The 21,550-nt window shown below is 56.2% G+C and carries 16 protein-coding genes; all 16 read left to right on the top strand.

Annotated features, from left to right (window positions below; translation table 11 throughout):
* Positions 1-20: 20 nt before the first annotated feature.
* The 16 genes from A8710_RS01165 (at position 21) to A8710_RS01090 (ending at position 21,499) form a co-directional block, all read left to right on the top strand.
* On the top strand, positions 21-1,415 hold the full coding sequence (locus A8710_RS01165; RefSeq protein ID WP_068857604.1) for a WS/DGAT/MGAT family O-acyltransferase: 1,395 nt from the start codon (positions 21-23) through the stop codon (positions 1,413-1,415).
* Positions 1,416-1,546: 131 nt separating this feature from the next.
* Positions 1,547-1,975 (top strand): NADH-quinone oxidoreductase subunit A, encoded by a 429-nt coding sequence (gene ndhC / locus A8710_RS01160; protein WP_068857603.1) that lies wholly within the window; start codon positions 1,547-1,549, stop codon positions 1,973-1,975.
* 11 nt (positions 1,976-1,986) lie between these two features.
* The gene (locus A8710_RS01155) at positions 1,987-2,664 is read left to right on the top strand and encodes a NuoB/complex I 20 kDa subunit family protein (protein ID WP_068857602.1); all 678 of its coding nucleotides are present in this window, start codon (positions 1,987-1,989) and stop codon (positions 2,662-2,664) included.
* Between the two features lie 63 nt (positions 2,665-2,727).
* Positions 2,728-4,506 (top strand): NADH-quinone oxidoreductase subunit C/D, encoded by a 1,779-nt coding sequence (gene nuoC / locus A8710_RS01150; protein WP_068857601.1) that lies wholly within the window; start codon positions 2,728-2,730, stop codon positions 4,504-4,506.
* On the top strand, positions 4,493-5,026 hold the full coding sequence (gene nuoE / locus A8710_RS01145; RefSeq protein WP_227512975.1) for an NADH-quinone oxidoreductase subunit NuoE: 534 nt from the start codon (positions 4,493-4,495) through the stop codon (positions 5,024-5,026). Before nuoC ends, nuoE begins: the two co-directional genes overlap by 14 nt.
* A complete protein-coding gene (gene nuoF / locus A8710_RS01140) occupies positions 5,023-6,354 on the top strand; it encodes an NADH-quinone oxidoreductase subunit NuoF (RefSeq protein WP_068857600.1) in 1,332 nt (443 codons plus the stop codon). Before nuoE ends, nuoF begins: the two co-directional genes overlap by 4 nt.
* 35 nt (positions 6,355-6,389) lie before the next feature.
* Entirely contained in the window at positions 6,390-9,113 is a 2,724-nt protein-coding gene (nuoG, locus tag A8710_RS01135) for an NADH-quinone oxidoreductase subunit NuoG (RefSeq protein WP_068857599.1), read from the top strand.
* A gap of 8 nt (positions 9,114-9,121) precedes the next feature.
* On the top strand, positions 9,122-10,123 hold the full coding sequence (nuoH, locus tag A8710_RS01130; RefSeq protein WP_068858115.1) for an NADH-quinone oxidoreductase subunit NuoH: 1,002 nt from the start codon (positions 9,122-9,124) through the stop codon (positions 10,121-10,123).
* Between the two features lie 10 nt (positions 10,124-10,133).
* On the top strand, positions 10,134-10,676 hold the full coding sequence (nuoI, locus tag A8710_RS01125) for an NADH-quinone oxidoreductase subunit NuoI (protein WP_068857598.1): 543 nt from the start codon (positions 10,134-10,136) through the stop codon (positions 10,674-10,676).
* Between the two features lie 36 nt (positions 10,677-10,712).
* Positions 10,713-11,228, top strand: coding sequence for an NADH-quinone oxidoreductase subunit J (gene nuoJ, locus A8710_RS01120; protein ID WP_406609577.1), 516 nt, complete (start codon positions 10,713-10,715; stop codon positions 11,226-11,228).
* A gap of 36 nt (positions 11,229-11,264) precedes the next feature.
* Positions 11,265-11,573, top strand: a complete 309-nt coding sequence (gene nuoK, locus A8710_RS01115) for an NADH-quinone oxidoreductase subunit NuoK (protein WP_068857597.1) — start codon at positions 11,265-11,267, stop codon at positions 11,571-11,573.
* The gene (nuoL, locus tag A8710_RS01110) at positions 11,570-13,420 is read left to right on the top strand and encodes an NADH-quinone oxidoreductase subunit L (RefSeq protein WP_068857596.1); all 1,851 of its coding nucleotides are present in this window, start codon (positions 11,570-11,572) and stop codon (positions 13,418-13,420) included. The genes nuoK and nuoL overlap by 4 nt, the downstream gene beginning before the upstream one ends.
* Before the next feature lie 3 nt (positions 13,421-13,423).
* Positions 13,424-14,980: an NADH-quinone oxidoreductase subunit M gene (gene nuoM, locus A8710_RS01105; protein WP_068857595.1), complete on the top strand. Its 1,557-nt coding sequence runs from the start codon at positions 13,424-13,426 to the stop codon at positions 14,978-14,980.
* A 6-nt stretch (positions 14,981-14,986) separates the two neighbouring features.
* The gene (gene nuoN / locus A8710_RS01100; protein ID WP_068857594.1) at positions 14,987-16,444 is read left to right on the top strand and encodes an NADH-quinone oxidoreductase subunit NuoN; all 1,458 of its coding nucleotides are present in this window, start codon (positions 14,987-14,989) and stop codon (positions 16,442-16,444) included.
* 169 nt (positions 16,445-16,613) lie between these two features.
* Positions 16,614-17,999: an OmpP1/FadL family transporter gene (locus A8710_RS01095; protein WP_068857593.1), complete on the top strand. Its 1,386-nt coding sequence runs from the start codon at positions 16,614-16,616 to the stop codon at positions 17,997-17,999.
* Between the two features lie 11 nt (positions 18,000-18,010).
* Positions 18,011-21,499 carry an Ig-like domain-containing protein gene (locus A8710_RS01090; RefSeq protein WP_068857592.1) on the top strand — a complete coding sequence of 1,163 codons (3,489 nt, stop codon included), beginning with the start codon at positions 18,011-18,013 and terminating at the stop codon, positions 21,497-21,499.
* Positions 21,500-21,550: the final 51 nt, after the last annotated feature.

Genomic DNA, 21,550 nt, shown 5'->3' with positions numbered 1-21,550 from the left:
AACAATGGATGGGTTGGGTCATGGCTAATCGCCTTAATTTAGCGGATGCATTTTTTCTTAACGCGGAATCTCGCGATGCCTATATGCATGTGGCCATGCTGCATCGTTACGAAATTCCCCGTGATGGCGGCGAAAGCTGGGTCAGTGAGCAGCTAGAGCGGATGCGCCAATTCGCCGTCGATCAGCCCCCCTTTAATTTGCGTTTGAAGCCCGGTTTAGTCGGTAAGGTGGTTCCCGCTTGGGAGGTCGATCACGACATCGATATTGACTACCACCTGCGTCATGCGGCGCTGCCCAAGCCGGGTGGTGAGCGTGAGCTGGGTATTTTGGTGTCACGTCTGCACAGTCAGCCCTTGGATAAGAATCGTCCGCTCTGGGAGTGCACGCTCATTGAGGGCCTGAATGACGGCACGTTTGCGCTCTATTTTAAAATTCACCACGCGCTCATGGATGGCATGTCGGGTTCGCGCACCATGAGTCGCTGCTTAAGCCCTAATCCGGATGAGCGCGGCATGCCGGCGTTTTGGGCCATGCCCCCCTTGCCGCGCAGCAGCACTGGCATTCCGAAAGCAATCATCGAGTCGGCGCAGGCGTTAGCGCGACCCACTGTACTCAATGTGCTGAGTCAGGCTTTTTCGGCTTGGATGAGGATGTTACGGGCATCGCCAGCCAGTGGATTGATTGGCCCTTATCGCACACCGGCCTGCGCATTGAATGCCAGCATCAGCCCGCAACGCCGTTTTGCTACGCAGAGCTTATCTATTGAGCGCATGAAGCGAGTCGCTGAAAAAGCGAATGGCACGCTCAACGATATCGTCTTGGCGACATGCTCTGCCGCCTTGCGCCGCTACCTGCTGGAAATTAACGGCCTGCCGAAAAAGCCCTTGCTGGCGTCTATCCCGGTGTCATTGCGCACGCGTGAAGAGGCGGGAGAAGGCAACGGCATTAGCTTGGCGCTGTCATCGCTGGCTAGTCATATTGAGGATCCGAAAGCTCGATTGGAGGTAATCAAGGCCTCCATGCAGGCCAATAAGAACTTATTAGCCACGCTCTCCAAGCCCGCCATGACGCTCTATACCAATCTGCTGATGGCGCCCTTCTTGATTGGCCAGATGACCGGTTTGGGTGCCCGAGCTCGCCGCCCGATGTACAACACCATGGTGTCGAATGTGCCGGGGCCATCCGAGGTGCTGTATATGAATGGCGCGCGCTTGGTCAGTGCCTACCCGGTGTCGCTGATTTTTAATGGCCAGGCACTCAATATCACGATCTTGTCCTACGATGGCCAAATGCATTTTGGCTTCACGGCTTGTAGAGTCGCCTTGCCGAGCGTGCAAAAACTCGCCGTGTATTTAGGGGATGCGCTGGACGAACTCGAGCAGGTCTACGGCGTGACAAGCGAGTTGAAAAGTTGACGCCAGACGCATAGGCCGCATTTGGAGTGTGGAAATTAGGCGCTTCAACGAGTATCCTGCGCCCCATTCATTGGGTGAGTCGGCTCTTTTGGGTCTGGCACTCCGCCGCGACGTATTAATAGGAGTTCGCCATGACAACGGGCGTTACTGAGGTTGCCAGCTATTGGGCCTTTGGTGCCTTCTTGGTCGGCATCGTGGGCATATGCTGCTTCATGCTGTTTGTGCCTTGGTTGCTGGGTGGTCGCGATTGGGGCCGTGCTAAAAACGAGCCTTTCGAATCAGGCATCGTCTCTCGTGGCGGTGCACGCCTGCGCGTGTCGGCTAAGTTTTATTTAGTGGCGATGTTCTTCGTGATCTTCGACGTTGAAGCGTTGTATCTCTACGCCTATGCCATTTCGGTAAAAGAAGTGGGTTGGGTCGGCTTCTTTGAAGTTAGCTTCTTTGTTTTTGTCTTGCTTGTCGGCTTGTTCTACCTCTGGCGCATTGGCGCATTGGATTGGGCGCCGGAAGCTCGTCGACGTCGCGCTGCGCGCCGTGCGGCCGAACCTTCTGATCACTGAGGCTGTGGTTCATGAAATATACCCTGACACGCATTGACCCCAACGCCGCCAACGACAGCTACCCGATTCAGCAAACTGAAACGGGTGTGATGGATCCGGTAGAAGATCAAACCAACAAGAATATTTACCTGGGTCGTCTCGAAGACATGATTCATGGTGCGGTGAACTGGGGCCGCAAAAACTCGCTGTGGCCGTACAACTTTGGTCTGTCCTGCTGCTATGTGGAAATGGCCACCGCCTTCACCGCGCCGCATGACGTCGCCCGTTTCGGTGCCGAAGTGATTCGCGCGTCGCCGCGTCAGGCCGATGTCATGGTCGTGGCCGGCACCTGCTTCATGAAAATGGCTCCCGTGGTGCAGCGTCTATACGAACAGATGCTGGAGCCGAAATGGGTTATTTCCATGGGCGCTTGTGCGAACTCCGGCGGCATGTATGACATTTACTCTGTGGTTCAAGGTGTGGATAAGTTCCTGCCGGTCGATGTGTATATTCCCGGCTGCCCGCCGCGACCGGAAGCCTTCCTGCAGGCGCTCATGCTCTTGCAGGAGCAAGTGGGCAAGGAGCGTCGCCCGCTGTCTTGGACGGTCGGTGATCAGGGTGTGTACAAACCAGAATTGGAACCGATGCGCGAGCGTAAACACGACGAACGCATTCAGGTCGTCAATCTGCGTACGCCAGACCAGGTCTGATAATTTTCTGTTGAGCGCTTCGCGCTCAACGCAAGCATTCACTTTTTGCTGACGACGAGACTGATGGCTGACGACGTCCTTGCACAACAAACGACCCCCGGCGCTGAGTTCACGGTAGTACGCGAACTTGGCGAGCGTTTTGGCGCGGAAAATCTGATTTTCCAAGCCACGCTCGACAAGGTGCCGACACTCTGGGTTAAGCGCGAACAGATTTTGGATGTGCTGCGTTTTCTGAAGCAGCTGCCCAAGCCTTATTCCATGCTGTACGACCTGTCGGCCGTGGACGAGCGTCTGCGTAAGCACCGTTACGGCCTGCCCGCGGCAGATTACTCGGTGTTTTATCACCTGATTTCGATTGATCGAAATTCGGATGTGCGCATCAAAGTCGCGCTCTCCGAAAGTGACCTGAATCTGCCTACCTCGATTCCTGTTTTCGCCAATGCGAACTGGTACGAGCGTGAAGTGCTGGATCTGTTCGGCATTAATTTTGCCGGCCATCCGCAGCCGTTCCGCTTGCTCATGCCGCGTACGTGGGTGGGTCATCCGCTGCGTAAGGACTATCCGGCGCGCGCCACCGAATTCGATCCCTTCCATCTGACCGCCTTGCGCCAAGATGCCGAGCAAGAAGCCTTGCGCTTTAACCCGGAAGAGTGGGGCATGAAAAAGCAGTCGGACGATTCCGACTTTATGTTCCTTAACCTTGGCCCTAACCATCCGTCCGCGCACGGTGCTTTCCGCATCGTTTTGCAGCTCGATGGCGAAGAGATTCTCGATTGCGTGCCCGACATCGGCTACCACCATCGTGGTGCCGAAAAGATGGGCGAGCGACAGACATGGCACAGCTTCATCCCCTACACCGATCGTATTGATTACCTCGGTGGCGTGATGAATAACATGCCCTATGTGCTGGCGGTTGAGCAGCTGGCGGGCATTCAGGTGCCAGCGCGTGTCGAAACTATTCGCGTGATGCTGTCCGAGTTCTTCCGCATCACCTCGCACCTGTTGTTCCTCGGCACTTACATTCAGGATTTCGGCGGCATGACGCCGATCTTCTTCATGTTCTCTGACCGTAAGCGCGCCTACGATGTCATCGAGGCCATCACCGGCTTCCGTATGCATCCGGCCTGGTTCCGTATCGGCGGCGTGGCGCATGACCTGCCCAAGGGCTGGGAGCGACTGGTGCGCGAATTCCTCGACTGGATGCCATCGCGTCTGAAGGAATACGAGAAGGCTGCGATGCGCAACAGCGTGCTGAAGGCGCGTGCCATCGGTGTGGCGCAGTACAACAGCGCCGAAGCCATCGAGTGGGGCGTTACTGGCGCTGGTTTGCGTGCCACCGGTGTCGACTTCGACCTGCGCAAGGCGCGTCCGTATTCCGGCTACGAGAACTACGAGTTCGATGTGCCGCTGGCCGTCAACGGCGATGCCTATGACCGTGCCGTGGTGCGTATCGAGGAGATGCGCCAGTCGCTGCGCATCATCGAGCAGTGCCTGAAGAACATGCCGAGCGGCCCGTACAAGGCCGATCATCCGCTCAGTGTGCCGCCACCGAAAGAGCGCACGCTGCAGGATATCGAAACGCTAATTCACCACTTCACCAGCGTGTCGTGGGGTCCGGTGATGCCGGCTGGCGAGGCCAGTTTCATGGTCGAAGCCACCAAGGGCATCAACAGCTACTACCTGACCTCGGACAAGAACACGATGAGCTATCGCACGCGTATCCGTACGCCGTCGTTCGCGCATTTGCAGCAGATTCCTTCGGTGATTCGCGGATCCATGATCCCGGACCTGATTGCCTATCTAGCTTCCATTGACTTTGTGATGGCCGATGTTGACCGATAACATGACTACAGCGAACCCGACATCGAGCGCCCAGCTCATCGCGACCAGCAAATTTCAGCTGTCGCACCAGGAGCGACATGACATCGAGCATGCCATGTCGCATTACCCGGACGCGCGCGCGGCCAGCATCGACGCGCTTAAGATCGTCCAGGCCAACTATCGCTATGTGCCTGATGGCGCGATCCCGGCCATTGCCGAGGTGCTCGGCATCCCGGCACCGGATGTGGAAGGCGTGGCGACGTTCTACAGCCAGATCTTCCGTGTTCCGGTCGGCCGTCATGTGGTGCGTCTTTGCGACAGCATGACCTGCTACATCAACGGTCACGAGCAGGTGCTGGAAAAGCTCAGCGCCGAACTCGGCTGCGGCCTTGGCCAGACCAGTGCCGATGACCGCTTCACGCTGCTGCCCGTGTGCTGCTTGGGCAATTGCGATAAGGGTTCGACGATGATGATCGATGACGATACTTACGGCGGCCTCACGCCCGATCAAATCCCGGCCTTGCTGGAGAAATACAAATGATCCTGTCTTCATTCGGCCCGGCTAACACCATTGCCCGCAGCGCCGAGACACATCCGCTGACGTGGCGTTTGCGTGATGACGGTGCCACGGTAGGTCTGGCTGAGTATCAGTCCAAGGCCGGTTATGCCGGTCTGCGCAAAGCGCTGAAGGATCTCAGCCCTGCCGAAATCGTTGAGCAAGTGAAAGACTCTGGTCTGAAAGGTCGTGGCGGCGCAGGCTTTCCCACCGGCGTGAAGTGGGGCCTGATGCCGCCTAGCGACGGCAAGTCACCGCGCTATCTGCTCTGCAACGCCGATGAGATGGAGCCGAACACCTGGAAGGACCGCCTGCTCATGGAGCAGCTGCCGCATTTGCTGATCGAAGGTATGGTCATCAGTGCGCGTGCCTTGGCAGCGACCACCGGCTACATCTTCCTGCGTGGCGAATACGTGGATGCGGCGCGCATTCTCAATGCCGCGCTGGATGAAGCTCGCGCTGCAGGCTTTATTGGCAAAAACATCCTCGGCTCCGGTTTTGATTTTGAGCTTTATGTTCACACCGGCGCCGGTCGCTATATCTGTGGCGAAGAAACCGCGCTGATCAATTCGCTCGAAGGCCGTCGCGCCAATCCGCGCGCCAAGCCACCATTCCCGGCTGCTGTCGGTGTCTGGGGCATGCCGACCTGCGTCAACAACGTGGAAACGCTGTCCAATGTCTCGGCCATCGTGGCCAATGGTGTGGACTGGTTCAAGTCGCTGGCGCGTCCCGGCAGCGAAGATCACGGCACGAAAATGATGGGCTTCTCTGGCAAGGTGAAGAACCCCGGTGTCTGGGAACTACCGTTCGGTATCAGCGCCCGTGAATTATTTGAAGACTATGCGGGCGGCATGCGCGACGGTTACACGCTGAAGGCGTGGCAGCCTGGCGGTGCCGGCACCGGTTTCCTGCTACCAGAACACCTTGACGCGCAAATGTACGCTGCCGGTATCGGTAAGGTCGGTACGCGTATGGGTACCGGTTTGGCGCTGGCAATTGACGACAGCATCAGCATGGTATCGCTGCTTCGCAACATGGAAGAGTTCTTTGCGCGCGAGTCCTGTGGCTGGTGTACGCCCTGCCGTGATGGCCTGCCTTGGAGCGTGAAGATCCTGCGCGCACTGGAGCGTGGCGAAGGTCAGGCTGGCGATGTTGAGACGTTATTGCAGCTGGTTGGTCACTTGGGTCCGGGTAAGACGTTCTGTGCGCATGCGCCAGGTGCGGTCGAACCGTTGGGCAGTGCCATCAAGTATTTCCGCAGCGAGTTCGACGCCGGTGTCGTCTCGCAGCCCGCTCAAGCCTTGACGGCCTGAGCGCTCTCATTTCGCGAATTTGAAGACGGTCTGAAATGGCAACGATCCATGTAGATGGCAAGCAGTACGATGTAGACGGTAGCGACAACCTGTTGCGCGCCTGTCTTTCGCTCGGCCTCGATATTCCCTATTTCTGCTGGCATCCGGCGCTGGGTTCTGTCGGCGCCTGTCGCCAGTGCGCGGTCAAGCAGTACGCCAACGCCGATGACAAGCGCGGTCGTTTGGTGATGTCGTGCATGACGCCGTCCACCGACAACACCTTCATCTCCATTGATGATGCTGAAGCCAAGGAATTTCGCGCTTCGGTGGTCGAGTGGTTGATGACCAACCACCCGCACGACTGTCCGGTGTGTGAGGAAGGCGGCCACTGTCATTTGCAGGACATGACGGTGATGACGGGCCATAACACTCGTCGCTATCGCTTCCAGAAGCGTACGCACCAGAATCAAGATCTCGGTCCGTTTATCGGACACGAAATGAACCGCTGCATCGCCTGCTACCGCTGTGTGCGTTTTTACAACGACTACGCCGGCGGCCAGGATCTCGGCGTTTTCGGTGCGCACGACAACGTCTATTTTGGTCGTGTTGAAGACGGCACGCTGGAAAGCGAATTCTCCGGCAACCTCGCCGAGGTCTGCCCGACCGGTGTGTTCACCGATAAAACCCACAGCGAGCGTTATAACCGTAAGTGGGACATGCAGTTCGCGCCTAGCATCTGCCAAGGCTGCGCGGCCGGTTGCAACATCAGCCCGGGCGAGCGTTATGGCGAGCTGCGCCGTATCGAAAACCGCTTCAACGGCGCCGTGAACCAGTATTTCCTGTGTGACCGTGGTCGCTTCGGTTACGGCTTCGTCAATCGCGAAGATCGCCCACGCCAGCCCTTGCAGCGCACGGCTGCCGGTCTTGAAAAGCGTGGCATGGATGCGGCATTGGATGGCATTGCCGCCGCCGTCAAAGCCGCTAAACGCACCATTGGTATTGGCTCGCCGCGCGCCAGCCTCGAAGCCAATTTCGCGCTGCGCGAGCTGGTCGGCGCCGACAATTTCTTTGCCGGTGTTAATGCTGCGGATCAAGCCCTCGATCAACTCGCGGTGAGCATTTTGCAAAGCCACGCAGAGCGCGTACTGGGCATGCGTGATGTTGAGGCCTGCGATGCCGTTTTCGTACTCGGTGAAGATGTGACGCAAACCTCTGCGCGTCTCGCGCTGGCACTGCGTCAGTCTGTCAAGAACAAGCCGGTGCAGATGAGTGCGGACAAGCGCATCCAAGATTGGAATGCCCTTGGGGTGCGTGACATTGGCCAGCGCGCCTTGTCGCCGCTGTTTATTGCCAGCGTAAGCGCGACGCGTTTGGATGATGTGGCACTGACGACCCATCGTGCCGCGCCTGAAGACATTGCGCGCTTAGGCTTTGCCGTGGCGCACGCCATTGATGCCACGGCGCCTGCGGTCAGTGGCCTGGATGCGGCTACGCAGACACTGGCACAGGCCATCGCGAATGAATTGTTAGCAGCTAAGAAGCCTTTGGTTGTGTCCGGTGTGGGCGCTGGCGATGCCGCCGTGCTGCAGGCGGCGGCCAACATCACTCAGGCGCTTCTCAAGCGTGAGAAAGACGCTGGCATCGTGCTCGCACTCAGTGAAGTGAACTCGGTGGGTGGCACGTTAATCGGCGGCGAATCGCTGGACGAGGCGCTCAGTTTGCTCGCCAGTGGCGCGGCAGACACGGTGGTGGTGCTCGAAAATGACCTTTACCGTCGTGCCGACACGGCCGTGGTGGATGCCGCGCTGAATGCCGCAAGCACCGTGATTGTTGTGGACCATCAGCAGACCGCCACTACCGATAAGGCACACTGGGTGTTATCGGCGGCGACCTTTGCCGAAGGCGATGGCACTGTGATCAGCCAAGAAGGGCGCGCACAGCGCTACTTCCAGGCATTTGATGCCAGCTATTACGACGCAGCCGTACTGGTTAAAGAGTCATGGCGCTGGCTACATGCCCTGCACAGCACGCTGTTAGACAAAGACGTGCAGTGGACCTTGCTCGATGATGCCGTAGCTGCAACAGCCGCCGGTATCCCTGCATTGTCCAGCATTGTCGCGGCAGCACCGAATGCAAACTTCCGTATTCACGGCCTGAAAATTGCCCGTGAGCCGCGTCGTTACTCCGGCCGCACCTCCATGCGTGCCAATATTTCCGTGCATGAGCCACGCGCCTCGCAAGATCCAGACTCGGCCTTGGCGTTCTCCATGGAAGGCTATGCCGGTCCGAATGAGTCGTCGCCCATCGTGCCGTTTGCTTCGGCACCAGGTTGGAACTCGCCATCTGCATGGAATAAATTCCAAGATGAAGTTGGTGGCAGCCTGAAGGCAGGTGACCAAGGTGTTCGCGTCTTCACGGCAGGTCAGGCCATGGGCTACTTTGGTGATGTGCCCGCAGCCTTTGCTGTACGTACCAATGAGCTACGTGTGTTGCCGATTTACCACCTCTTTGGTAGCGACGAAATGGCCGCAAAAGCGCCTGTCACCGAGTCGCGTAATGCAACCGCGTATGTTGCGTTGAGCAGTGCCACTGCCGCGCAGCTAACCGTGGGTGCAGATGCCATGGTCCTAGTCCGTGCGGGTGCGGGCGCTGCCAAACTGCCTATCCGCATTGATGACAGCCTGCCTGTGGGTACGCTCGGTCTGCCTGTGGGCTTGGCCGATCAGCCGCTGGTGGCGCGTCAGGGTTGGGCCACGATTGCCTTGCAGGGAGGCCTCTGAGCATGAACATGGCTTGGCTAACACCTGATCTCGCCGAGATCCTCATTGCGGTCATGAAAGCGCTGGTCATTTTGCTTGCGGTCGTGCTCGCCGGGGCCTTCCTGAGCTTCGTCGAGCGTCGCTTGCTGGCGCTCTGGCAGGATCGCTACGGTCCCAACCGTGTCGGCCCATTCGGCCTGTTCCAGCTCGCCGCCGACATGTTGAAAATGTTCTTTAAGGAAGACTGGACGCCCCCGTTTGCCGACAAGTTCATTTTCTGGTTAGCCCCCGCGATTGCGTTTTCATCTCTGCTGGCAGTGATGGCCGTCATCCCCATCACCCCAACCTGGGGTGTGTTTGACCTCAATGTCGGTATCTTGTTCTTCCTCGCCATGGCCGGACTGGCGGTCTATGCCGTGTTGTTTGCCGGCTGGTCGAGCAACAACAAGTACGCCTTGCTCGGGGCCATGCGCGCCTCTGCTCAAACACTGTCATACGAAGTGTTCATGGGCATCGCGCTCATGGGCGTGGTCATTCAGGCCGACTCGTTCAGTCTGCGCGACATCGTGCTGGCACAGCAGGACATGTGGTTTATCGTGCCGCAGTTTTTTGCCTTCTGCACCTTCCTGATCGCCGGCATCGCGGTGACTCACCGTCATCCCTTTGACCAGCCGGAAGCCGAGCAGGAACTGGCCGATGGTTATCACATCGAATACTCGGGCCTGAAGTGGGGCATGTTCTTCGTGGGTGAATACGTTGCGGTGGTGGTCATTTCGGCCCTGCTCGCCACACTGTTCCTCGGTGGCTGGCTGCCGCTGCCAATTCCTTATTTGGAAAACATTCCACCGTTCTTCTGGTTCGCCGCCAAGACGGGCTTTTTCATCATGATCTTTGTGCTCGTGCGCGGTGCGCTCATGCGTCCACGCTACGACCGCGTGATGACCTTTGGCTGGATGGTGTGCCTGCCACTGTGTTTGTTGAATATGTTGGTGACGGCTGCGGTTGTCTTGCTAAACGCCCCGGCCGCCTGAGGAACTGAAGATGACATTGACTGGAATTATCGTCGGCGCGTTCACCCAGATCCGCAGCATGGTGATGGTGTTCTCGCACTCGTTCCGCAAGCGCGACACGCTCATGTATCCGGAAGTGCCGATCTACGTGCCGCCGCGTTATCGTGGTCGTATCGTGCTGACTCGCGATCCGGACGGTGAAGAGCGTTGTGTGGCTTGCAACCTCTGTGCAGTGGCCTGCCCCGTAGGCTGCATCTCGCTGCAAAAAGCTGAAACGGACGATGGCCGCTGGTACCCCGAGTTTTTCCGTATCAATTTTTCGCGCTGCATTTTCTGCGGCATGTGCGAAGAGGCCTGCCCAACCACGGCAATTCAGCTCACGCCGGATTTTGAAATGGCGGAGTTTAAGCGTCAGGATCTGGTCTACGAAAAGGAAGATCTGCTGATTTCTGGCCCAGGCAAAAACCCGGATTACAACTTCTACCGTGTCGCCGGTATGTCTATTGCTGGCAAGCCGAAAGGCGCGGCGCAGCATGAAGCTGAGCCGGTCAGCGTTAAGGGTCTGATGCCGTAATCGGCGGATAACAACGGCGCCGGCTTCGGTTGGCGCATGAAGAGAGTGAATGCCGTGCTATATGCCTTCTACATTGCTGCTGCTGTTGCCATCCTGGCTACGCTGCGCGTGATCACGCACACCAATCCGGTGCATGCGTTGCTCAACCTCATCGTGTCTTTACTGGCGGTGGCGGTGATTTTCTTTGCCCTCGGCGCGCCATTTGCTGGCATGTTGGAAATCATCGTGTATGCCGGTGCCATCATGGTGCTGTTTGTGTTCGTCATCATGATGCTGAACATGGACGATGCCGCCATGGCCCAGGAAAAGGCTTGGATGACACCGCGTGTGTGGCTGCTGCCCTCCTTGCTGGCCTTGGCTTTGCTAGGCACCTTGGGCTATGTATTGAGTGGCATGGGTCAGCACCCGGCTGGCTTGACGCCAGTGTCCGCGAAGGAAGTGGGCGTGGCCTTATATGGCCCCTACTTGCTCGCGGTAGAGCTGGCCTCTTTCTTATTGTTAGGCGCTATGGTGGCGGCATACCACCTAGGCCGTTCGGATGATCAGCCGTAATTGGCTGCTACAGGTTTTGACGGGATGGACAGTGTAATGACCGGAATACCCATGGAGCATGGCTTGGCACTTGCCGCCATTTTGTTTGTACTCGGCCTGACCGGCTTGCTGGTGCGCCGCAATATTTTGTTTGTGCTGATGTCACTGGAAGTCATGATGAATGCCACGGCACTGGCCTTCGTTGTGGCGGGTGCGCGCTGGGCGCAGGCAGATGGCCAGGTCATGTTCATTTTTGTCATCACCTTGGCCGCCGCTGAGGCCTCGGTAGGCCTGGCCATTGTGTTGCAGTTGTATCGTCGCTTTAAAACCCTCGACATTGATGCTGCCAGTGAGATGCGCGGATGAACCTGCTCTTCCTGACCATTGTATTTCCCCTCTTGGGCTACATTCTGCTGTCGCTTTCGCGTGAGCGTATTTCAGAAAATGTGGCGGCACTCATTGGCGTGGGTTCGCTCGGTCTGTCGGCGGCCACCACGGCATGGGTCGGCTACGACTTCCTGACCCATACACCGGAAAGCGGCGCATTCACCCAAGTGCTGTGGACGTGGCTGGCGGTGGATGGCCTGAATGCCGAGTTCGCTCTGCGCTTAGACGGCCTGTCTCTGACCATGATGGGCGTTATCACCGGGGTTGGCTTTCTGATTCATATCTTCGCGTCGTGGTATATGCGCGGAGAGGACGGCTACGAGCGTTTCTTCTCGTACATGAACCTGTTTGTTGCCTCCATGATTTTCCTGGTACTGGGCGATAACTTGTTATTCCTGTACTTCGGTTGGGAAGGTGTGGGCCTTTGCTCCTACTTGCTCATCGGCTTCTATTACAAAGATGCGGCCAACGGTCTGGCCGCACGCAAGGCCTTCATCGTCACCCGCGTCGGCGACACCTTCCTTGCCATCGGCATGATGATTTTGTTCCGTGAACTCGGCACGTTGAACATTCAGGAACTGATGGTGCTGGCACCGCAACACTTTGCTAGCGGCTCGTTCTGGATCAACATGGCGACGCTGATGTTGCTCGGCGGTGCTGTCGGCAAATCCGCACAGCTACCGCTGCAAACGTGGTTGGCGGATGCGATGGCAGGTCCAACTCCCGTCTCCGCCCTCATTCACGCCGCTACCATGGTTACTGCCGGTGTGTACTTGATTGCCCGTACGCACGGACTATTCGAGTTAGCACCCGATGTACTGGCACTGGTGGGCATCATTGGCGCGATTACGCTGGTGCTGTCGGGCTTTGCAGCGCTGGTTCAAACCGATATCAAGCGCATTCTGGCCTATTCGACCATGAGCCAAATTGGCTATATGTTTCTGGCCCTGGGTGTCAGCGCGTGGTCGGCCGCTATTTTTCACTTGATGACGCATGCCTTCTTTAAGGCGCTGCTCTTCCTCTCGGCGGGTGCGGTCATCATCGCTGTGCATCACGAGCAGAACATCTTCAAGATGGGTGGCCTGCGCAAGAAAATCCCGTTCGTGTACGCCTGCTTCCTGATCGGTGGCGGTGCGCTGGCGGCCTTGCCATTCGTGACCTCTGGCTTCTTCTCTAAAGACGAAATTCTTTTCGAGGCTTATGCCGGCGGCCACTCGAACTTGCTGCTCGCAGGCTTGCTAGGTGCCTTCCTGACCTCGATCTATACCTTCCGCCTGATCTTTATCGTGTTTCATGGTGAAGAAAAGACCCATGCGCATGCCCTTAAGGGTGTGACGTACTGGCTGCCCTTGGCCATCCTGCTGGTACTGTCTACGGGTGTTGGCGCGCTGATTCAACAGCCACTGGCCGATGTACTGCCAGCCATGCCATCGGCCACAGCGGGTGAGCACGGTAAGCATGAGCTCGAAATGGTTTCCGGCGGTATTGCGATTCTCGGCATCATCATTGCGGCCTTTTTGTTCCTGGGCGAGCGCCGTTTCGTTACCGCGTTGGGCGAGCTCGCACCGGCACGTGCCCTTAGCAAACTTTGGTACAACGCCTGGGGCTTTGATTGGCTCTACGACCGAGTTTTCGTGAAGCCATTCATGTTCTTGGTGCATGTGCTGCGACACGATCCGGCGGATCAGGGCATAGGTCTATTGCCGCGCCTGACCCGATTGGGTAACCGCCTCTTGGTGCCGACTGAAAACGGTCAGATTCGTTGGTATGCCGCGTCATTTGCTGTGGCTGCCTTGATCATTCTTTCTTTGCTTGTGTTGGTGTAAGCCATGATCACGTTTGATTCATCCATATTGCTCTGGCTACTGCTGATTCCTTTTGCGGGCGGTTTGCTGGCTTGGCAGGCCGAGCGTCTCAGCCCCAACACGCCGCGCTGGATTGCCTTAGTCACCATGGTGGCGTTCTTTGCGCTGACTGTGCTGGTGTGGTTGCAGGGTGACTATCACGGTGAGGCGTTATCCACCGCCATCAGCGGAAGCCCGCAGTGGCAGCTGGAGTTCCAACGTGACTGGATTCCCCGCTTTGGTATTAGCTTCCACCTCGCCTTAGATGGCCTGTCGATGTTGATGCTGTTGCTCACCGGTTTCCTGGGTGCACTGGCCGTTGCCTGCTCGTGGCGCGAAATTGAAAACCATGTTGGCTTCTTCTACCTGAACCTGCTGTGGAACTTGGGCGGTGTAGTGGGTGTCTTCCTCGCCGTAGACCTGTTCCTGTATTTCTTCTTCTGGGAAATGATGCTGGTCCCGATGTTCTTCTTGATCGCCCTCTGGGGTCACAAGGGGGCTAACGGCCGCAGCCGCATCAGTGCCGCTACGAAGTTCTTTATTTACACCCAGGCCAGTGGTTTGCTGCTCTTGCTCGCTATCATTGGCCTCGTGTTGGTTCACGCACAAAATACCGGCGTACTTACGTTTAGCTACGATGATCTGCTGGGAACCAGCATGGCGCCGGCCGTTGAAATGGTACTGATGCTGGGCTTCTTCATCGCCTTTGCCGTGAAGCTGCCCGTTGTGCCATTTCACTCGTGGTTGCCTGATGCTCATGCGCAAGCGCCCACTGCCGGCTCGGTCGATCTCGCCGGTGTGCTGCTGAAAACCGCAGGCTACGGTCTGCTGCGTTTTGGCGTACCGCTGTTCCCCAATGCCTCTATTGAATTTGCACCCATCGCCATGTGGCTCGGTGTCTTCGGCATTTTCTATGGCGCTATTTTGGCCTGTGCCCAGACCGACATTAAGCGCCTCATTGCCTATACCTCGGTATCGCACATGGGCTTCGTCCTGGTCGGTATCTACTCCGGCAATATGGTGGCCTTGCAGGGCGTTGTTGTGCAGATGTTGGCGCATGGTATTTCGGCCGGCGCACTGTTCATTCTTTGCGGCGAGCTTTACGAGCGGCTGCATACCCGCGATTTACGCGAGATGGGTGGTCTCTGGTCGCGCATGCGCTTCTTGCCACCCATCATGTTGTTCTTTGCGGCCGCTTCGCTGGGCTTGCCGGGCATGGGCAATTTCGTCGGCGAAATCATGATTCTGCTCGGCAGCTTCAAGGCAAACGCCGTGGTTGCTACCGTGACGGCGGGCGGTCTGATTCTGGCCGCTATTTACGGCCTGCTGATGATGCAAAAGGCCTTCTACGGCCCGGCGAAATCGGATCACGCGTTGGCTGACCTTAATGTTCGCGAAAAGCTCATCATGCTAAGCCTGATTATTACTCTGCTCTGGCTCGGTCTATACCCACAGCCAGTGTTCGACACCTCGGTGGTGAGCATGCAGAACCTTCATTTCTTGTTCACACAGGCTGCTCTGCCTGTGCAACCGGCCTTGTAATCCGCCATGACGATCACGACTCCAATGATTCTCGCAATGCTGCCCCTGCTCATCACAGGAGCCACGGCAATTTTGGTGATGCTGTCTATCGCCATTCGTCGTCAGCATGACCTTAATGCCACGCTAACTGTAATTGGCCTGAACTTGGCGCTGTTCTCCGTGCCTTTCGCCCACGCCGTGGGTCCTCAGCTCATTACGCCTCTGTTGCAAATGGATGGTCATGCCAGCTTTTTTATTGGCTTAGTGCTGTTTGCCACACTGGCCTGTAGCACGCTGATGCATGCTTATTTAAAGGGCTACAACGGCAATCGCGAAGAAATGTATTTGCTGCTGGTGCTGTCGGCATTGGGTGCGATTGTACTGATCATGTCGCGTCACTTGGCCTCGCTCTTTATTGGTTTGGAGTTGATGTCGATTCCTGTATATGGCTTGGTGGCCTACACCTTCCGTAATCGACGCTCACTCGAAGGCGGCATTAAATACCTCATACTGTCAGCGGCTGCCTCTGCATTCATGTTGTTTGGTATGGCGCTGCTCTATGCCGAATCCGGCGCACTGAATTTCGGCGGTCTGGGTGCTCAACTAGCCTCCGCAGGCATTATTAGCCCGTTCGCGCTGGCTGGCTTTGCAATGATTTTGATGGCCTTGGCTTTCAAGCTGTCCATGGCCCCATTCCACCTGTGGACGCCCGACGTATACGAGGGGGCGCCAGCGCCAGTGGGCGCTTACCTGGCCACGGTCAGCAAGGTGGCCGTGTTTGCGGTGCTGTTGAGATTGTTTGTGGAAGTCCCCGTGGCTCACACAGGAATTTGGGTCAACCTCCTAACCGTACTGGCTTTCTTGTCCATCGCGTTAGGTAACTTGCTGGCGCTGAATCAGAGCAACCTTAAACGATTGCTGGGTTACTCTTCCATCGCGCATTTTGGTTACATTCTGGTGGCGATTATTGCCGGTGGCGCGCTGTCGCTTGAAGCCATCAATATGTACCTGCTGACTTATGTAGTGACTACGATTGGTGCGTTTGGAGTGGTGGCGCTGACCTCCAGTCCCTATAACGGTAAAGATGCCGATGCGATCTTCGACTACCGTGGCCTGTTCTGGCGTCGCCCTTATTTAACAGCGGTATTGACGGTCATGATGCTGTCCTTAGCCGGTATTCCATTCACCGCTGGCTTTATTGGTAAGTTCTATATCGCCGCAATTGGCGTGGATGCCAAGCTTTGGTGGCTGCTGGGTGCTCTGGTCATTGGTAGTGCGATTGGTCTGTTTTATTACCTGCGCGTGGTGGTGGCATTGTTTATGCCAACGCCGGGTATGCGTCGCATGGAAGCGGATACCTTCTGGGGTGTACGTTTGGGCGGCATCATGGTCATTGCCATGGCGGTGCTAATGTTTGCACTCGGCGTGTATCCAGAGCCAGCGATTGAGTTAGTGCAAATCGCCAGTGTGGCCGTGTTCCGATAAGGGTGATTTAGCGTGAAAAGACCTCCTTCGGGAGGTTTTTTTATGGGCAATTTACAAAAACGGTACAAGCGTTAGCTGGCAAGATGACTCCAAGGTCGAGTAACTTCGCAGCAACATAAAAATACACGTCGATCACGAATCGATAGCATAAAAATATGAGGGTGGATTCATGAAGCAGCTCACGGTTCGTCTTAGCCTCGGCTCCCTGTTGTTACTGAGTGCCTCAGTTGCGCAGGCCAGCCTGGGCCATATTGGCTCTAATTTCGGTCTATTACCGAATGATGTAGCCTCGGCGCAGTCTTTGTCATTGTTCTCAAACCAGCCCTCAGCGGTGTATTACAACCCGGCGTATCTGGCTCGCGACCGAAAAGGGGCGATGAGCGCAGGCATGTTGTTCACCGATCAAACGCTAACGGCGAAAGGCTGGAATACCCCCGATGACGTTGTTCAAGACGACGTGATTGAGGACAATTCCAATTACAACATCTTGCTCGGCTTCAAAACTGATCTGAGCAAAATGCTCAAAGATGATCGTGCCATTGTGCTGGGCTTTATGTTGGGTGCCGAGCGGACGGGCACAAACTTGCTGGCGTTCAGCTCCACATCGGATCAAACCGCCCAGTCCCTGAAATACGGTCAGCAGTCCTTATTCCTGAGCTTAGGCGCGGGCTTAAACCTGTTTAAAGGCGTGGATGTGGGCGCTTCGACGCGCATCACCCTGAATGCCAGTGCAAACTTGGGCGCGCAAGCTCAAGTCAGTGGGCAGACCGGTTTTGAAAGTCTGCAAGTCTCCGCGGCGCCCTCTATTCAGCCCATTCTCTCGGCCAACTTAAATTGGGGCGATATTCTTTGCCCAGATCAAAAGTTTTGCTGGGCCAAGGGCTTAGAAACAGCCGCCAGCTGGCGCTATGAGTCTAAGTACAACACCAAAGTGAACGCGAATGCCGTTGTGCCTAACCTCATTACACAGCTGCCTTTGATTGTGAACACCTTAGATAACTATCAGCCAGAAACCTTCACGGCCGGCATTCAATACAATATGCATAAGTTGCGCTTGGGCGCCTCCATGGACTATGCGCTCTGGTCCGGCGCAAATGACCAGTTCAAAAATGACACGATTAAAGACATCGGCCAGCTCAAATTTAAAGATGTGCTTATTCCGCGTGCGGGCTTCGAATACCGTCTAAATCGTGAATTCAGTGTGCTGGGGGGCGTGAGCTACGAACAGTCACCACTGGAGAGCACCGAATCGCTCAATGTGAACTACGTTGATAATGACAAAGTGGTCATGGGGCTGGGCTTTTCTTACTTAATTGAGAAGGCCTTGTTCTTGTCACAACCCGTACGACTGGACTTCGCCTACCAATACCATCTGCTCGAAGACCGAGATTTCTTAATCAGTACCACTGCGCCTGCGGGCAATCAGAACAACCCCAACTGCCCGCGTCCACCGGTTAAAGATAACTCCGGTAACGATGTAAAAGTTCGTTGTGAAGGCGCAACCGCAGGCGGTGATGTCAGCGTGCTTAACGCCGCAATTCACCTCACCTTCTGATGAGCGCCGACATGAAAAAGTTAATTGCGTGTAGTTTGGTCGTTTTGCTCAGTGCGTGCAGCGGCGGTAGTGGTCGTCAGCAAACGCCTGTTGTGCCCACTATGCCGGGGCCATCGGCCAATATCACAGATCAAGAGCGTAGTTTGGTCTATGCCTACCCCATGTTGGGGCAGACAGATGTGGTGCCTTCAGCGCCCATCGTGCTGCGCTTTTCGCACCCTTTGAAACTGGCGACAAATCAAACCTTAAAGTCGCTTTTCGCGATTAGGCCCGCTGGAAGCACGGTGAGTGAGGATTTTGATGTGGTTGCGGTGCCGGATGGAAAAGGGGTGGTGATCACGCCGATAAAGCCGCTTCAGCCGAAAACGCAGTACACCATTGTCGGCCAAACCATTCCGCTCACCAGCGGCAATGTGGCATTGCAGCCACCTTCCTACCCGCCGCTAACCTTTACCACGCGCGCTGCGTTTGAAGGCCCCACCGATCTGCAATCGCTCACGCCCGACTTCCAAGTGGCACAACTCACGCCGGCGCCCACGAATTTCCTGATTGGTAACAAGCCACTGGGCCTGATCGATTTTTCCACGATACGCTTGTTGATGACCCAGCCCATCGACAGCAAGACCGTGCAATACGGCACGTCCATTCGTCTGTTGCAAGGTACAACGCTCGTGCCGGCACGCGTGTTAGTGCAGGGCAATCACCTGAGCATTGATCCTGAGGCTGACTTAAATCCCAACCTCAGCTACACGCTGTCGTTAACTAATTCGCTGAAAAGCACGCTGAATAAAGCCTTAGTGCCGGGTCAGTTTGCTGCGTATAGCTTCATGCCGCTGAATTCAGGGATTAACACTGATCCTGATTTGAATAAGGCTTCACGGATTGAGGTGCAGGTGTTGACCTCGGAGCCAACGGGTAACACCTGCAATGTTAAGTCGCTATTGACCGATGCCTGTATTAACCAGGTACCAGTGGCCTCTCCCTTATTGGGGCAGAAAGAGCGAGCGCCGAAACCACAAGCTGAAGGTAAGCTGTTTGCAGATCTAGCCTTGCCAGCAAATTTTTCACAATTCACAGGCATCACGCCATTGCGTGTGCCTCGCGGCAATATTCTGAAAGCAGGCAACCTGTCCGTAAAGCTAGATGGTCTTGTGCCTGCGGGACTCGATACGGGTGATTTGACCATTACGCTAATTTCCGATGCCAATGGCCTGCTGCTGCCGAACCGTTACAGCACTTCGCTGGCGGCGCCAGCAATGGTGACGCTGGAAATGGACATCAACGTGTCGGCACAAAACGGCACATCCAATGGCGCATTTACCCAAGATATTTCGCATGTTCAGGTGGTCGGTCTAGCAACACTGGATCAGCAAACACAAGTGCTCACCATCGAAGCTGTAGGCACGATTGAGCTCAAGATTCTCGGTGTGGATAACGCCGTTGGCGTGCTGGCATTGAAGCTAAAAACGGACCTGAAGCGCCCGGCTGGCAATGCCGTTACCGATATCGTGCCTCCCGAAGTGCAGTCTTGGGTTCCAGGCGAAACCGTGAATGGTTTGCCCGGCGGTGAGTTCATTCGACCCGGTGACCCACTGTTGGTGAACTTCAATAAAGCCATGGACATTAAGTCCTTTCAGCCAACGGGCGTTATCTCGCTGCTGAAGAACAATGTGCCCGAGCCATTTACGTGGCGGCTAGATGGCGTGTCGTTAATTGTCACGCCAAATACGCCGTGGGAGCATGGAAAGAACTACCGTTTAGCCTTAGCGCCCAGCGTGAAAGACTTTGCTGGCAACGCCTTGAAGGGCGGCCTGCTGCAAAATTTTGATTTCAAAATCCCTGGCTTAGACCCCACAAAGATTCGCCCTCCCATCGTGCTCTCCAACTACCCCGGCTTCCCCTGTCCGATTGCAGCAGGAACCCGCAATGTGGCGGCGGGTATCCAGGGGAAGTGTGCGGGCGGACGCTTAGGCGCCAATGGCGATGGCCCTGCAGATGATGACTTACCCCTGCCGTTAATTGAGCCTAATCGTGTTATTGAGGCGAATTTCTCGCAGTCGATTCACCCAAATAGTGTGACCCGGGCCGTGCTGTGTAATGGCATTGGTAGCGTGAGGGTAGAGCGTGTCGATGCTTCCGGTAATTGTCTGGGGGTAGTGCCAGGAACACTTAAGGTGCAGCCACGCGCTTTGCAATTTGTGCCTGCCCAGCCTTGGGTTGTGGGGCAACTTTACCGTTATGTCCTGCATTCGAATAATGACCTGACCAGCTCGGCGGCTAACTGCACCGGGTCGCAAGCGATTTGTGGCATAAATGGCCTGCCTTTACAGACGCAGCTCATTGCGCAAACGCTGGCAGACGCACGCAATCCGCAACGGGGCGGTCCACCGTTAGAAGTGTTTTTCCGGGGTGGCCCTGAAGAGGGCGGTAGCACGATTGGCTTGCGTGTGTTGCCGGTTTTGGATGTGAATGCCAACTTCCGTCTCGACCCGAGTGAGCGACGTTCCGCCAAATTTAGTGAGCCAGGCCTGTGTAACTCAGGGCGGGATGATGGTGTGGCAACGCCAGGCCGCTGTTTGGCGTCAAATGGCGCGCTACTGCAACCAGATCGCATTACCACCGGGAAGTCATTCTCCGGTGCGGCCACAAAGTTCCGTCTGGGTTGTGAGAATGGCATCGGCTCCGAAGATGAAGGCTCCGTGAACGTGGGGCGTGATTGCCAAGGCAACCAATTCCTCCTGATCTCAGCAGCACTTAATGCGCGTTTGAATGGCAATGTAGAAGATCTGCGCGCGGGAAATATTCCGAAAAAGGCGATCCGCGTACAGGTTAGCCCGTCCATTGTGGTGACATCGGGCGCGTACATTTACGCTGACTTAGGGCTTACACCAGACGCCAGCCCACTCACGGCGGCACTATTTGGCGCGCTCGGTGCTATTCCTGGTCTGGGCGGACCCCTGTCGGCATTAATTGATACCGGCGCTGGACTGGTGGATGGATTGCTGCCTATTGGTGCTAAAGACGCGACGAATACGGAGTTGCAGGAAGGCCTGCTCTACACAGGGCCTTTGGTTTTCCGTATGCGCTATCCCGAAGACAAAGGCCCCATTGAGGGACGCATCTTTTCGATCACTGATGCGAATGGCGTAAGCAAGCTCATGCTAGAGGCTAAGCTGGATTTGTATACCGACATCCCAGAAATCAATGCGCAGGCCAGTATTCTGGGGGTAGGCTTGATTCCCATTGAGCACAAAGTCAGAAGTAATGATGACTTAACCTCAACGGCCAACCTCAGCAATGGTTCGGGCTCCATCGTGGCGCAAGGGGAAGTTAAGTTCCTGCCTGATGGTCGCCTAACGGTGCAGCTGTCCAATAAAGACCCCGTGCGACTAACGGCTAAATTGGGTGCTTTGGGTGGGTTGTTGGCGGGTGATTTAAAGGTTCGCGTACCTGCTGGCCGATTCATCATTGACGCTTCCTTAGCGCCGCTTAAGCGCTAAGGGCGAGCGGCAATTTTAGGGCATAAAAAAACGGGCTAAGCCCGTTTTTTT

The sequence above is a fragment of the Perlucidibaca aquatica genome (assembly GCF_001676655.1).
GTDB classification, from domain to species: domain Bacteria; phylum Pseudomonadota; class Gammaproteobacteria; order Pseudomonadales; family Moraxellaceae; genus Perlucidibaca; species Perlucidibaca aquatica.
The sequence above is the reverse complement of the archived record's forward strand: the minus strand, read 5'-3'. Positions and strand labels throughout refer to the sequence as shown.